Source organism: Microcystis sp. M109S1, from assembly GCF_020247025.1.
Lineage (GTDB): Bacteria > Cyanobacteriota > Cyanobacteriia > Cyanobacteriales > Microcystaceae > Microcystis.
Genome location: NZ_JADBRW010000049.1, coordinates 1 through 13,585, shown reverse-complemented (window position 1 = coordinate 13,585; position 13,585 = coordinate 1). Strand labels below are relative to the sequence as shown.

Sequence of the window (13,585 nt, the reverse complement as noted above, 5' to 3'; positions counted from 1 at the left end):
GGGGTTGACGCTTCACCGAAAAACGCTTAATTGCTTAAGTCTGACACTTTCTCCACGTCCATTTTGAGTGTCCGAATGCCCTCCGGCCACTTTGAACAAGTCGAAAAAATCTCATGTTCCACCTTATTTCCTAGAAAGTTTTACTCGTTCAAGGCCGACTTTGAAGTCTTTTCTGAACGAAACCCCCTACTATCTGTGGTCAAGGTTCAGTTTTTAGCTTGGTTATCGCTTTTTCCATTGTAGCTTAAAGCCGTCCTCAAAGGACGGGGTTTTAACCCAAATTTTCGATAAGATATCCCTGTTGTTTTCAGGGATGAGAAGATGTGGACCTCCAAACCCCCTCGTACTCCCAGTCAAACCAAAATTTAAGTTATACTTCATCTATTTTAGCTTTTAATAGCAGGCTATGGAAAAATCCTAAAATCTGAAAGAATAACCGATTTTTAACTTTAATTGACTTTGATCATGGCCATTAGTAGCAATATCCCCCTCGATACCCCAATCGATCCCACCTTGGCGATGAATTTGCTGACGAATTCCCATACCAGTGCGAATTAAAACCCCACCATTACTATTATCGCTGGTAATTACGCCCAATTCTGCTAAAAAAGTTTGATCGAAGCGTTTCGGATAACCAATCGGTCGCGAGTAACCGAGAATTGCTGCCGGTAAAAAAGATCGATCGCCGTTATCGGGGTCAGTTTTTATGTTTAAATCGAGATTAAGATGCAAGCGATGGAATTGACCAACAGTTTTACTGGCAATTCCCCGCAGACGAAAATCTAATCCCCTAGCATTATTTCCCGTCGGTAATCCTAAATCGGTACGAATGGCAAAAGCGGGAACATTATCGTATTCACGATTGAAATTATAGAAAAAACCTACAGATAAATTTCCCACATCAAAATCCGTATCATCACTATTAACTCGACCTCCCACCTGCGGATCGATGCCGATAATAATATGACCATTGCGAATAATACCGTTGAGGTATTCAATATCAAACTCACCCCCAAGATTACTATTTTCAGGAAAGACTAGACTTCCTCCAAATTCTATCGATTGTTCCCCAAAACCAATACTTTCAGCATCATCAAAAGAAAGGGGACGACCAGAATCAAGATTATTATGATCGTTGGCAAAAACTGGATAAGTTAAACTGGTAACTAAACCCAGAGCAATTAATAAAAATCTTCTCATTTTTTCATTTCCTCTTGGTCATTGCTGTCGCCAGGTTTTTTATCCGTATTAGGAGGGTTTTCTGGAGAGTAATTTTCGTGGTTATGGTGTTGGTGATCTCCCTCCTCATGTCCCTGAGAATTATCAGGTTTTTTCTCAGAATTATGAGAATTTTCGTGATTATGATCTTCGTGAGAAATATCTGCTGGCATTAATCCCATCCCCGGAATTCCTGACTCAAAACGATGATCGTGTAGTCCTTCACCACCATAATTTTTTCCTGCTTCCATTCCTTGGTGATTAGCAGCCATTACTAACCAAATAGCGCGGGTAATTTGTTCGTCTTTTTGTTGGGTAGTTAGCCAATCTGATGCCAGAATATCATTAACCATATCGTGCAACATATGCAGGTTATCGAAGGTGTTAGATATTTCGGGAAAACGTCGGGCAAACTTGGGACTAAGTTCGGCAAACATCGGCATAAAAGCTCGATCAGTGCGATACAATTCCTGACTATGGTATTGTTTTCCTACCTGTTTATAAGCTTGTTTTTGTTCTTCTAGCGTCTTCTCATAGAGCAAGTCATACATTGTTCCTTGTAACCAATGGTAGCCCCAAAATAAGCCATTAACTTTCGGATATTTCTGGCGAAAAGCTTTAGAATAAGGCTGGGAATCCAGATAACCCATATTCATCGGTAATCCGCTAATAGCATAGGGAACTTTTGTCAAGTAAAATTGATATAATTTTTCAATTTCTGCTTCTTTTTCCTTGTTAGTTAATTTGCTACTGGCTAAAACATCAACGGTTTGAGCATGGAAAATATGCGCCCACTCGAAAACCTGTTCTAAAACACCGTATTTTCTGCCAAAAGTTGGGGAAATATTACCCTCGTCGGGCATAAATTTAGGCGGATTTTTTAAAACCAAATTAATTTTTTGGTATGTCTTAGTTTCTAAATCTTTCGCTTTTCCCGTTACGATATCTTCGTAAGCAAAGGCATGACCAACAGCGATCGCATTCAAGTCTAAAGCTAAATCTCTGACATTATAAATTGCATTGTTATAAACCCCTCTTTGGGGATAAATATGATTACGTTGCTTGTTATACATCCAAGCTGGTATATTGTCAGGAATTGCTTGTAAAGTCTGAGTTTGAGGTGAATCAAGATGTAAATGTTGAGCAATTACAGGAGTAGAAATCAGTGCTACAGTTACCAATAGAATCAACTTTTTCATGATAGTTAAACCTTGAGATTAGGGCAAATAAATTGATCGTCTTTTACAGGTGTATCCGTCCATACTTGCAGGGTTTCGGTTAATTGTTGACGCAATAAAAGCAATTGTTCCACTTGTTGATCGATCTCAGCAATATGTTTAATTAATTTTTCCTGAATATCTCCACAGGGTAACTCACCATGGTCATGAATTACTAAACATTCGCGGCTCTCTTGCAGACTTAAACCCAAAGATTGCAATCTTTTGACAAACAGCAAGCGATGGACAGTATCGGGAGTAAATAGGCGAAATTGTCCCTCTGTCCTCTCAGGGGACTGAATTAGTCCTAATTCCTCGTAATAACGAATCGTTTTAATCGAAACACCACTTTCTCGGGAAAGTTGACCGATTTTGAGCATTATTTTTGCTCCTTAATCCTATCGTTTCCCCATGATAAAATCTCCCCCTGACTGGAGAATCAAGGGGGGAAAAGAAATATTTTTTTAACTGACTTTACACTCAACCCCAAAACCGACCAAGAGAACTTTTTCCAAGGGTTCCCCCTCCTTGGGACGTTGATAGTTAATAATTTTGCGAATTCGCAGGTCTGGATTGATTAAAGTAATTGAATCCACGGAAACACTGCGAGTATAATTGGTGGTCATTAATAACTCTCTGGTGGTGGAATCAAAGCGAAAAGCGGAGATAATTGGTCTTGCTTCTTCGTAGGCGCGATCACGAAGATAATCCCCTTCTAAATAACCGTTATTTTCTGCTTTAACCACAAATAAAAGATTAAGATTTTGTTGCACTTCTTCTCCTTTTTCCGAGATGGTATAGAAACCTAAATTAAACCCGGGTATAGTTTCTAAATCGGCAATATCGGGATAGTTATTATCTGTCAGAACTTTCTGTTTAATCTCCCTAGTGAGGGGTTGAATGAGGAATTCAGTACGGGAACGTTCCACTTCTTGATCAGCTAGATAATGATAGGTTCTTTCCGTTTGCCAACTACCGACACAATAGGCAAAAAATTGCTGAAAAACTTCGGTATTCATAGACTTAATTCTCCTCTTGTCAGTATTTTAATTTTGAGTTATTTTATCAGTAACTTGTTCCCTATTTTCAAAACCATAACAATCTCGAACAAGATAAAGTGGCCGGCCCTTTACTTCTTCATAAACCCTGCCAATATATTCGCCAATAATACCAAGAGTCAGTAATTGAATTCCTCCTAAAAATAGGACAGCAACCATCAGAGAAGCGTATCCGGGTACGTCGATTCCTAAAATAATAGTTCTGAGCATTAAAAAACTAGCATAAACAAGACTAACAAGTGCAATGATAAATCCTACATAGGTCCAGACTTTCAGAGGCAAAAAACTAAAAGAGGTAATACCATCGATGGCAAAATTCCATAATTTCCAGTAATTCCATTTAGTTTGTCCTTGATACCGTGGTTCTCGATCGAATAAAATTGATGTCTGTTTATATCCCACCCAAGCAAATATTCCTTTCATAAATCTTTGACGTTCGGGCATTTTTTTAATTGATTCTACCACTCGGCGATCGATTAAGCGAAAATCTCCCGTATTAGGGGGAATAGGAACCCGACTTAATTTATTAATGACTTGATAGAAACCCCCAGCGGTGAAACGTTTCAAGCAACTTTCGCCAATTCTAACCCGACGGGACGCATAAACCACATCATAACCCTCGTGCCATTTTTCGATCATTTCGGCAATTAATTCGGGGGGATCTTGTAAATCAGCATCAATAGGAATTACTGCCATCCCTTGACTGTAATCAATTCCTGCTGACATGGCAATATCTTTACCAAAATTACGGGATAAATTAACCACTTTAATTTGTGGATAACGTTGATGATATTCCACGAGATTTTTGAGAGTATTATCACGACTACCATCATTGACGCAAATGACCTCATAACTGGTATTTAGTGCCTCTAAAACTGCTAAAAGTCGGCTAAAGAGAACATCGATATTTTCCTCTTCGTTATAGAGAGGAACAACAACAGATATTTTCACTGTTATTTGATTTGATAGCATATTAATTTACAAAAAATTAGAGAAATTGTCTAACAAATATCAGCAGTCAAAACTTGTTCGTACTTAGCGGCTGCTTGCTGCCAAGTATAATTATCTTCGATTAACTTGCGAGCGTTTCTAGATAATTTTTCTCGCAACTCTGCCGATTCAAAAAGACTACTAATCGCCGTACAATATTCCTCAATACTATTAGCCCTTAAGGCTGCTAAAGGAACATTATTTCCTTCCACTGTTAACCCTTCTAAACCTCGATCGCTGGCCACCACAGGCACCCCTGCGGCCATAGATTCTAGGGTTTTAAACTTCATTCCAAAACCCGTTCTTAGGGGAATAACTGCCACAGTTGCCTGATGAAGATAGGTGGTCATTGATGGTACTCGTCCCGTCACAATCACTCCTTTTAACTTAGTTAATTCTTGCACTTCTAGGGATGGATTAGCACCGACTAGAGTTAAAGTAGTATCGGGGTAAGTAATTTGAATACGAGGTAAAATTTCCCTAGCTAAAAAACAGGCCGCATCGATATTAACCCAATAATCTAACCCACCGATAAAAACTAAATTATGTCCAGCAGGAGCCTCGGTACGATAGGGAAATAAATCTAAATCGACTGCATTAGGAATTAAATAAATCTCTTTCTTGGGAGCGAATTCTCGCATTTGTTTTTGATCATCATCGGTGGTGACGACAATTTTTGAGAATTTCTGCACAGTTTTTTGTTCGTAGCGACGCAGGAGAGGAAGGTAGAGACGATCCCGTAATTTTTGACTAGAAACCCCAATTTCTAATTGACTTTTGCCGGTTTGATAGAGGGAACTATGCACATCAATTACTGTCCTAATTTGCCGTTGCCATTCGGAACGAATATAAATTTCATTAACGCTATGTTCACTGGTAATGACTGAGAATTTTTGACTCTTAACTGCCCTATCTATCCAGTTCTGCATCTCTTGAGAATAGCCAAAAAGTACATTGGGAGGGGTTCCCGTTTTCAGGAATTGAGCTAATCTTTGCAGTTTAGCAATTATTCCAGTTTTGGCATCTTGAGGACGGGGAAAAACTACCAATTCACTAACAAAGTTACCTAACTTTTCTACCTCCTCATCGCTGACATCAGCAGTACACTGAACCATGAGAGTAATATCATGATTTTTGCTGAGATACTTGAGTAAATTAAAAGTTCTGCCCTGAGTTCCTCCTTTGCTGGGTGGATAGGGAAAGGTGGAACTAATCATTAAGATATTCATGGCTATTTCTCTAAACGATTTTCTACCATCATGCGGACAATATCAGTCATTTTGTATTGTGCTTGCCAACCTAATTTTTCCTTAGCTTTGTTGGGATTGCCGCGACTAATGGCTAAATCTGTTGGTCTTAATAAACTTCGATCGGAAATTACATGATCTTGCCAATTTAAGCCAACAGTAGCAAAAGCTGTGGCCACAAAATCCTCCAGTTTTGAACTTTCTCCCGTGGCAATGACGTAATCATCGGGGTGCTCCTGTTGCAGCATTAAATACATCGCTTCAACGTACTCCGCTGCCCAACCCCAATCCCTTTGAATATCCATATTTCCTAAGTGTAAAGTCTCGGGACTTCCTTGGGCAATTCTAGCCACGGCAGCAATAATTTTTTGGGTAACAAAGCGCTCGGGACGCAGGGGAGATTCATGATTGAAAAGTATGCCTGAACAGGCAAAAATTCCGTAGGCTTCTCGATAATTAGCCACTTCCCAAAAAGCCGCCGATTTGGCCACAGCGTAGGGACTGCGAGGACGAAAAGGGGTATTTTCGTCGGCAGAATTATCGCCGATATCCCCGAAACATTCACTCGATCCTGCATTATATAATTTAATTTTTGCTCTGGTAAATCGAATTGCTTCTAAGAGATTTAAGGTTCCCGTGGCAATACTTTCTAAGGTTTCCACTGGCTGCTCGAAGGATAAACCCACAGAACTTTGTCCAGCCAAATTATAGACCTCATCGGGCTGAATTTTAATTAAGACTTGTAGGACACTGCGAAAGTCGTTCAGTGCCATTGATTCTAGTTTTACCTGTTCCTTGATTCCCAAACGTTTCAGGTTACTAAAAGAGGACATTTGGGCATCCCGGGAGGTGCCACAAACTGTATAGCCGGCTTTTAACAGTAATTCGGCTAGGTAGGCTCCATCCTGCCCCGATATACCACAAATTAACGCTTTTTTACTCATTTATTTACAATAATTTACTTTTGAGGGTTTAACATCGCCTTGGCGGCCTCGCTTAAATAACCGATTTGTCCGTAGGCATAGAGAAGATTATCAAAGCTTTTAGCGGGATCATTGATAAATTTGACATATTTAACCAATCCTCTCACCAAACGCTCACCTCCTCGCCTAAATTGAGCCAATCCCCTCCTTCCTGCCACTTCTTCCCGGTAGTGTTCGCTGATGCCTTGCCACCAACTACGACGCATAAACCATTGACGATTGATTCTTTCCGGGGCCACATTGTGTTCCACCAATGCGGTGGGAAAATAGCCCACTTGCCATCCCTGGGCGAGTGCCAGTTCTGTAGTGTATAATTCCTCGTTAGAGAGAAGTTTTTTACCAATTCTTCCCAAATTAGGGTCAAAACCGCCAATTTTATCCAAGAAATCCCGCCGAATTGAGTAATTAACCCCTCGCGGAGTTAAATTCGCCTGGCTAATATATACCACATTGTCGCCCAAATCGAAAGCCCCTAAACCCCCTGCTAACTCATCGGATAACCAATTGGGTTGACTGTAGCCTTGCGGCCAAATAAGAGTGACTTTTCCCCCCGCTACTGCCAGTTTTTCGTTATTTTCGTAGGCATTTAACAGAATTTGCAACCATTGAGGACTAGCGATCGCATCGTCATCCAAATAGGCTAAAATCGGCGCTCTAGTTTCCTTCGCCCCGCGATTTCTGGCGGTAGATAGCCCTAAAATAGGTTCGTAAACGTATTTTAGCCGCCCATCTCCCAGACGCGACTGGGCCACTTGACGGGTTTTATCGGTGGATGCGTTATCAACCACTAAAATCTCACAATCTGGACAGGTTTGCGCTAAAAGACTATCGATCGCTCCTGCTAGGTAGTGATCGCGGTTGTGGGTACAGATAATCCCTGCTATTTTAGGAGCCATGGCTATCAAGGTAACTCATTTAATAATCTAAAACTTAACATTCCTTTGGAAAAATGTAAAAATACTTTTAAAGCCGTCAGCCGTCAGCCGTCAGCTTTTTAGCCATCAGCCTTCAGCCGTTAGCTTTTCTCTCTCGATATCCCGATATCCCTGTTCACTAATAACGAATAACTGATAACTGATAACTGATAACTGATTACTGATTACTGATTACTGATTACTGATTACTGAAAATATTATGCCGAAAGTAACTGTTTGTATTCCCACCTATAACCGCGCCGATTATCTCAGCTATTCGATTAATAGTGTCTTGCGGCAGACTTATGAAGATTTTGAGTTAATTGTTTGTGATGATGGTTCTTCTGATCATACCCCAGAAGTGGTGGCAGCATTTCGGGATTCGAGAATAATTTATCTGCGTCATCCCCAAAATCTTGGTAGAAGTTTAAATATGCGATCGGGTTTTACGGCTGCTCGGGGAGAATATTTTATTAAATTCGATGATGATGATGGACTAACTCCTGAATTTTTAGCGAAAACTGTCCCTATTTTAGATCAAGAAAAAAACGTTGATTTTGTCTGTACCGATCACTGGATTATTGATAAATTTGGACAAAAAGTTGCCTCAGCAACCCAGGAAAATTCAGCAAAATGGGGCAAAGACAGATTACAAAAAGGGATTATTACTGATTTAGAGAGACAAACTTTTTCCTATCAAAGTTTACAGGTGGGTTCGACTCTTTTTCGTTATCAATCTTTAGCCGATGTGGATTATATGCGCTCTCAAGCGGATGGTTGTGAAGATTTTGATTTATTAGTGCGTTTAGCTTTAGCGGGAAAACAAGCTTATTTTCTGCCAGAATTATTAATGGAATATCGTTTCCATGGCGGTCAAACTAGCTTAAAACAAGCGGTTCACTTTTTGCAAGCAAAACTGTTTTGTACAGAAAGTTATCACTTTAATGATGTAAAATTAGAAGAAGAAAGAGTAAAAAAAGCGGCTTTTTTACAGGAATCTTTGGGAATAAAATTAATTGAAAAGGGAGAAACCGAAGCTGGGCGAGTTTTAATAGAAAAAGCCTCGCAATTGTTAGGAAAATCCCGACGAGCTAGACTGGGTTTACTGCTTTCCTATTTACCTCTAAATTTGAGACAACTGGCTTTTCAAGGTTTCCGTCAACTACGCTCCAAAGATTACGCCGAACAGGTAAGAGCCGTCTAAACTATAATTTATAGCAGTTATCTTAATGGTCGGGTAGGAAGTTTTCGTTTTGGGGAGTGGGTCGTCGATACCAAATTAGGTTACACTTCATCTTTGTGACCAACGCTGCCAGTTTTTAAATTTAACTATCTATGGATACTATTCACGTTACAGGAATTCGTGCCTACGGTTATACAGGATATCTGGCCGAAGAACAGGTTTTAGGTCAATGGTTTGAGGTGGATTTATCCCTAGAACTTGATATCAGCATTGCTGGCAAAAGTGACGCAATTGAAGATACCCTAGATTATCGACAGGCGATCGAAATTGTCAAACACCAGATTGAAACCGGCAAATTTGCCCTAGTGGAAAAATTGGCCACGGTTATCGCTGAGGATATCCTACAACTCGATCGAGTGCGACAGGTAAGAGTACAATTATCGAAACCCGCCGCCCCAATTCCCCATTTCACCGGTAAAATCACCATCGATATTACTAGATATCGTTGAGTTTACGGGTATTATCGACTAAACTTGCAGCAAAAGCGTCAAAACGTTGGGAAAGCTTCTCGTCAAGGATTTCTCCTTCTTCGTTGAAGACTTTCCACGCTTGTCCTAAGCCAATTTGTTCCGGAATTACCCAAGCGTGAACCCAACGGAGAATGATTCTTAAATCATTTAGGGCGTTACTATTGGATTGGCCGCCTAAAACACTGATTAATCCAGCAACCTTTCCCGATAACTCCTCAAAGCTCATTAAATCTAGGGCATTCTTCATCACACCACTGACACTGCCATGATACTCCGGTGTCGCCAAAATTAATCCCGCTGCCGATTTAACCGTTTGCTGCATTTTGGCCACATCGGGATAGTCAGAATAGTCATCTCCCCCGTTACAGAAGGGTAAAGAGAGTTTTCTCAGGTCAATTATCTCCGTTTCTACTCCTAACCCCTGTACTCGACTGATAGCAACTTCTAACGCCATCGCACTATAGGATCCGGGGCGTAAACTGCCATTAATACCAACGATTTTGATCATAGAACTTATACAAACTCATAACGACTACATATAAGCTAACAAAAAAAGAGACAATTGGGGAAGCTTAGTTAAAAAAATATGTGGATGGGGCGGAGGGGGCGATCGATCTAAGTTTTAATGAGAGTAGAAAGAAAGATTTATTCCATTTCCCCTCATTGCCATGCCAGAATTTCTCGATTTTCTCAAACATAAATACGCCTATGTGGCTATTGGTGAATTCAAACCGGGGTGTTTTTCCGAAGCCCAAAAACTCTACGAAAAGGCCGTTTCCACCTATTCTACGGGATTCCAAGGGGCTTTTCTGCTGCAAAAACCCGGAACCGACGAAGGAATTGCCGTGATCATCTGGGATAAAATCGATGATATGGAGGCCAATAAAAGCGAAACCCACGAATTATTGCTGAAATCCATGGCTCCTCTGTTTGCGAAACCGCCTGTCACCGATTTTTATGAAGTATGTAGCGAGATAGAAGGTTCCCCCATTTAGGGATAATGTTTCTTTTCGGTGGCGATTAATTTGGCGGCTAAAACCCCGCCTAGGAAACCAAATAAATGTCCTTGCCAAGAAATCCCCGGACGGGAAGAAGGTAAAACGCCCCAAATTGTGCCACCGTAGAGTAAAAAGACTAGAATTGACAAGAGTATAGAAGGAATATTTCTTTGGAAATAGCCCCGCAGTAATAAAAAACCTAAATAGCCAAAAATCAAGATACTTGCCCCGATATGGATGGATCCGGGAGCAGCAAATAACCAGACTCCTAACCCCCCCACCAGCATAGTCAACCCAGTCACAACAAAAAAGTCACTGGTTTCCTGTAACATCACCAACCAACCGAGAATCAGGAAAGGAACCGTATTAGCGATAAGATGGGAAAAGTCACCGTGTAGGAAAGGTGCGAAAAGAATACCCCGCAATCCGATGACTTGATGCGGAATAATCCCGAAAATGTCTAAACTGCCCCGAAAAACAAATTGATCTAAAATCTCTAACAGCCAAAAAATCGCCACAAAGGTAGCGAGGATTATTGCTTGGGTTTTTATTTCTTGCCGAGATCCTTGACTCATAAGATTGATGGATGAGCTATTTTTTCCCATTATAGCCCCCCACATCAGTTATCAGTTATCAGTTATCAGTTATCAGTTATCAGTTAAGTAGTCGGACATAAGTTTTCGCTGCTGTATAAAGTTTTGTAAATAGGGTAGAAGGCTGTGTGCAGCAGCGAAAACCGCCTATTTTACATTCCTTAACATAGTGTTGTTTATTTATGTCCGACTACTTATCAGTGATTCAGTTATCAGGTGTGAGTTTTCAGTTTACTGTTTACTGTTTACTGTTTACTGCGGGACAAAGAGGGGCTAATTGACAGGAAAAACAAGCGGGATTTCTTGCTTTACAAACTGCCCGGCCGTGGTAAATAATACTAATAGAAAAAGTTTCCCAATCCGGTTGAGGTAGTAAAGCCATTAAATCCCGTTCAATTTTCACTGGATCGTTATTAGTAGTTAAACCCAAACGATTACTTAAGCGCTTAACGTGGGTATCTACTGTCACCCCCTCAATAATCCCGTAAGCGTGAGCGAGTACCACATTAGCCGTTTTTCTAGCTACCCCGGGTAAAGTTAATAATTCCTCCATTGTCTTGGGTACTTCCCCCTGAAAATCCTTGAGGATTTTTTGACAAGCACCCTGAATATTTTTAGCTTTATTGCGATAGAATCCCGTGGAACGAATGAGAGTTTCTAACTCCTCTCGCTCGGCAAAAGCTAAGGATTTAGCATCGGGAAAACGAGCGAATAAAGCAGGAGTCACCTTATTTACCCGCTCATCAGTGCATTGTGCCGAGAGAATCACTGCCACCAATAACTGCACGGGAGTTTGATAATTTAAGCTACAGGTTGCCTCTGGATATAATCGCTTTAAGTTGCTTAAAATTTCTAGGGCGCGCAGTTGAGGTTCAGTTTTTTTTCGAGAGTCCATCACTGGAATAAATCCTGAAAAACTGCTAGGTTAGCCGTGTCGCGCACGATTAAGAAAACTCCTAATCCTAAGAGTAAAACTAGACCTGTTTGCATGATGTTATCTTGCAGTTTAGTCGGGAGAGGTTTACCTACCAAAGCCTCGATTAATAAAAATACTAATTGACCGCCATCAAGAGCAGGTAAAGGCAGAATATTAATTACCGCTAAGTTAATACTAATTAGGGCGGCAAATTGAAAAAGATTACCCGCATCATTACGAGCGATCGCCGCTCCATATTCGACAATTTTAACCGGTCCTGCTACCTGTTGAACACTGTCTTTGAAGTTACTAACTAACTGCCCAAAACCTTGCACGGTTAATAGGATTAATCGCTGAAATTCCCCCGCACCCAAGCTAAAAGCTTGCCCAAAATTATCGGCTTTCAGGCGAGTTTCTTCACCGTTAGGAGCCAATCTAACCCCAATTTTACCCTGACCATCACTTCCCAATTCAGGAGTAACGATTAAATCGATCGTTTCTGTCGGGCGTTTGATGGTTAATTTTAGGGGTTGAGCGGGGGAAGATTGAATAATGTCACGGAAGTCAATAATGGCATTTTGAGAAGCACCAAGGGGCTGATCATTGATAGCGAGAACGATATCCCCCGCTTGTATTCCCGCTTGTTTAGCGACGGAATTTTCAGCCGTAAAAACCTCTGGAATAATTACCCCTTCTTGATAGTTAATTTGGGGAAAACCCACCGTAGCGACTTGGGTAACAAGCAAAAAATAGGCAAAAATTAAATTAGCAATTACTCCCGCACTAATGACGATAGCTCGATCGAAAACAGGACGATTGCGTAATAAATCAGGGTCGTTATTGGGAATTTGACTATCGGGATCGTCATCGGGAAAACCAACGTAACCCCCTAAAGGAATGGCGCGGAGGGCGTATTCCGTTTCTTTACCTTGATATTTAGCTAAAGCTGGACCAAAACCGATAGAAAAGCGATTAACATGGATAGATTGCCAACGAGCAGCGGCAAAATGACCCAATTCGTGAACGACAATTAATAGGGCAAGTACACCGATCGCTATTAAAACTGACATGATGATCAAATTATAATGACTTAGCTTTTGTTTATTGTAAGCGATCCTCTTGGATAGATTTCAAAAAATCTTGAGTTATCGCTAATTTTTCGATCATTTATGATAGAAGTGATCTTAACTGCCTAATCTGACCTAACGGAGAGCGATCGATGCCTTTGAGTGAGCGCGCCCAGCAATTAATCCCAAAAGCGAGAATCATCAGTTTCGCTAATTGGCCCTATCAGCAATCAGCGATCGCTATTTGGCAACAAGCGGATGATCAAACTCGCTATCTCAGCGATAGCGATTTAGATACTATCGTCAATTTAGAGCCTGATTTACTTGTTTATAGTCAACAAGCTCGAAAACTGCGGGATAATGCTAATATTATCGTTGATAACGCTCGTCAGACTGTCTTAAGCCAATTTCCTACCATTTTTTACCCCGGAGGCGATCTTTATCCACCTCACCGCGCCGAAGCTTGTTGGCGTGATTTCTGGAACTTTTTACCGAAATTTTGGGTTAAAGCCCCGTCCTTTTAGGACGGCTTTTTAAACTATAGCTTGTTAACTTAACTTTTATTGTGCTATGCTGATTTTGTCTAAGTACCCCCTGCGTAAAATGTTTGTCTTAGAGTTTAAAGTTAAAGCTAAAACTCAACAGTATCAAGCCATAGACGATGCTATTCG

The 13,585-nt window shown here is 40.7% G+C and carries 16 protein-coding genes; 4 read left to right on the top strand and 12 right to left on the bottom strand.

The features are described 5' to 3' along the window. Window positions 1–417: 417 nt before the first annotated feature. From IM322_RS02075 to IM322_RS02040, 8 genes are all read right to left on the bottom strand, one after another. Window positions 418–1,200: a hypothetical protein gene (locus IM322_RS02075; protein ID WP_287674192.1), complete on the bottom strand. Its 783-nt coding sequence runs from the start codon at window positions 1,198–1,200 to the stop codon at window positions 418–420. Then, the gene (locus IM322_RS02070) at window positions 1,197–2,417 is read right to left on the bottom strand and encodes a hypothetical protein (protein WP_287674194.1); all 1,221 of its coding nucleotides are present in this window, start codon (window positions 2,415–2,417) and stop codon (window positions 1,197–1,199) included. The genes IM322_RS02075 and IM322_RS02070 overlap by 4 nt, the downstream gene beginning before the upstream one ends. Before the next feature lie 5 nt (window positions 2,418–2,422). Beyond that, window positions 2,423–2,815 (bottom strand): MerR family transcriptional regulator, encoded by a 393-nt coding sequence (locus IM322_RS02065; protein WP_287674195.1) that lies wholly within the window; start codon window positions 2,813–2,815, stop codon window positions 2,423–2,425. 84 nt (window positions 2,816–2,899) lie between these two features. Next, the gene (locus IM322_RS02060; RefSeq protein ID WP_286824874.1) at window positions 2,900–3,454 is read right to left on the bottom strand and encodes a phycobiliprotein lyase; all 555 of its coding nucleotides are present in this window, start codon (window positions 3,452–3,454) and stop codon (window positions 2,900–2,902) included. 27 nt (window positions 3,455–3,481) lie between these two features. After that, window positions 3,482–4,465 (bottom strand): glycosyltransferase family 2 protein, encoded by a 984-nt coding sequence (locus tag IM322_RS02055; RefSeq protein ID WP_286824875.1) that lies wholly within the window; start codon window positions 4,463–4,465, stop codon window positions 3,482–3,484. 29 nt (window positions 4,466–4,494) lie between these two features. Next, window positions 4,495–5,712 carry a glycosyltransferase family 4 protein gene (locus IM322_RS02050; RefSeq protein WP_287674197.1) on the bottom strand — a complete coding sequence of 406 codons (1,218 nt, stop codon included), beginning with the start codon at window positions 5,710–5,712 and terminating at the stop codon, window positions 4,495–4,497. Between the two features lie 2 nt (window positions 5,713–5,714). After that, complete coding sequence (locus IM322_RS02045) at window positions 5,715–6,674, bottom strand: GDP-mannose 4,6-dehydratase (protein WP_287674199.1); 960 nt, start codon at window positions 6,672–6,674, stop codon at window positions 5,715–5,717. 14 nt (window positions 6,675–6,688) lie between these two features. Then, on the bottom strand, window positions 6,689–7,609 hold the full coding sequence (locus IM322_RS02040) for a glycosyltransferase family 2 protein (RefSeq protein ID WP_287674201.1): 921 nt from the start codon (window positions 7,607–7,609) through the stop codon (window positions 6,689–6,691). 238 nt (window positions 7,610–7,847) lie between these two features. On the opposite strand from IM322_RS02040, the gene IM322_RS02035 reads away from it, so the two are divergent. Beyond that, the gene (locus IM322_RS02035) at window positions 7,848–8,831 is read left to right on the top strand and encodes a glycosyltransferase family 2 protein (protein WP_287674203.1); all 984 of its coding nucleotides are present in this window, start codon (window positions 7,848–7,850) and stop codon (window positions 8,829–8,831) included. Window positions 8,832–8,962: 131 nt separating this feature from the next. After that, window positions 8,963–9,319 (top strand): dihydroneopterin aldolase, encoded by a 357-nt coding sequence (folB, locus tag IM322_RS02030; protein WP_287674204.1) that lies wholly within the window; start codon window positions 8,963–8,965, stop codon window positions 9,317–9,319. Here the strand turns inward: folB and IM322_RS02025 are convergent. After that, window positions 9,306–9,848, bottom strand: a complete 543-nt coding sequence (locus IM322_RS02025; RefSeq protein ID WP_287674206.1) for an NADPH-dependent FMN reductase — start codon at window positions 9,846–9,848, stop codon at window positions 9,306–9,308. The genes folB and IM322_RS02025 overlap by 14 nt on opposite strands. Before the next feature lie 160 nt (window positions 9,849–10,008). Here IM322_RS02025 and IM322_RS02020 point away from each other — a divergent pair, with 160 nt between their 5' ends. Continuing rightward, window positions 10,009–10,335 (top strand): antibiotic biosynthesis monooxygenase, encoded by a 327-nt coding sequence (locus IM322_RS02020; protein ID WP_287674207.1) that lies wholly within the window; start codon window positions 10,009–10,011, stop codon window positions 10,333–10,335. Here the strand turns inward: IM322_RS02020 and IM322_RS02015 are convergent. From IM322_RS02015 to rseP, 3 genes are all read right to left on the bottom strand, one after another. Further along, window positions 10,332–10,943, bottom strand: a complete 612-nt coding sequence (locus IM322_RS02015; RefSeq protein ID WP_287674210.1) for a rhomboid family intramembrane serine protease — start codon at window positions 10,941–10,943, stop codon at window positions 10,332–10,334. The two genes, IM322_RS02020 and IM322_RS02015, sit on opposite strands and share 4 nt — an antisense overlap. 226 nt (window positions 10,944–11,169) lie before the next feature. Next, window positions 11,170–11,826 (bottom strand): endonuclease III, encoded by a 657-nt coding sequence (nth, locus tag IM322_RS02010; protein ID WP_287675952.1) that lies wholly within the window; start codon window positions 11,824–11,826, stop codon window positions 11,170–11,172. Beyond that, window positions 11,826–12,917 (bottom strand): RIP metalloprotease RseP, encoded by a 1,092-nt coding sequence (rseP, locus tag IM322_RS02005; protein WP_286824886.1) that lies wholly within the window; start codon window positions 12,915–12,917, stop codon window positions 11,826–11,828. The genes nth and rseP overlap by 1 nt, the downstream gene beginning before the upstream one ends. Before the next feature lie 149 nt (window positions 12,918–13,066). Between rseP and IM322_RS02000 the strand changes: the two genes are divergently transcribed. Beyond that, a complete protein-coding gene (locus tag IM322_RS02000) occupies window positions 13,067–13,438 on the top strand; it encodes a bilin-binding protein (RefSeq protein WP_287675951.1) in 372 nt (123 codons plus the stop codon). Window positions 13,439–13,585 lie beyond the last annotated feature (147 nt).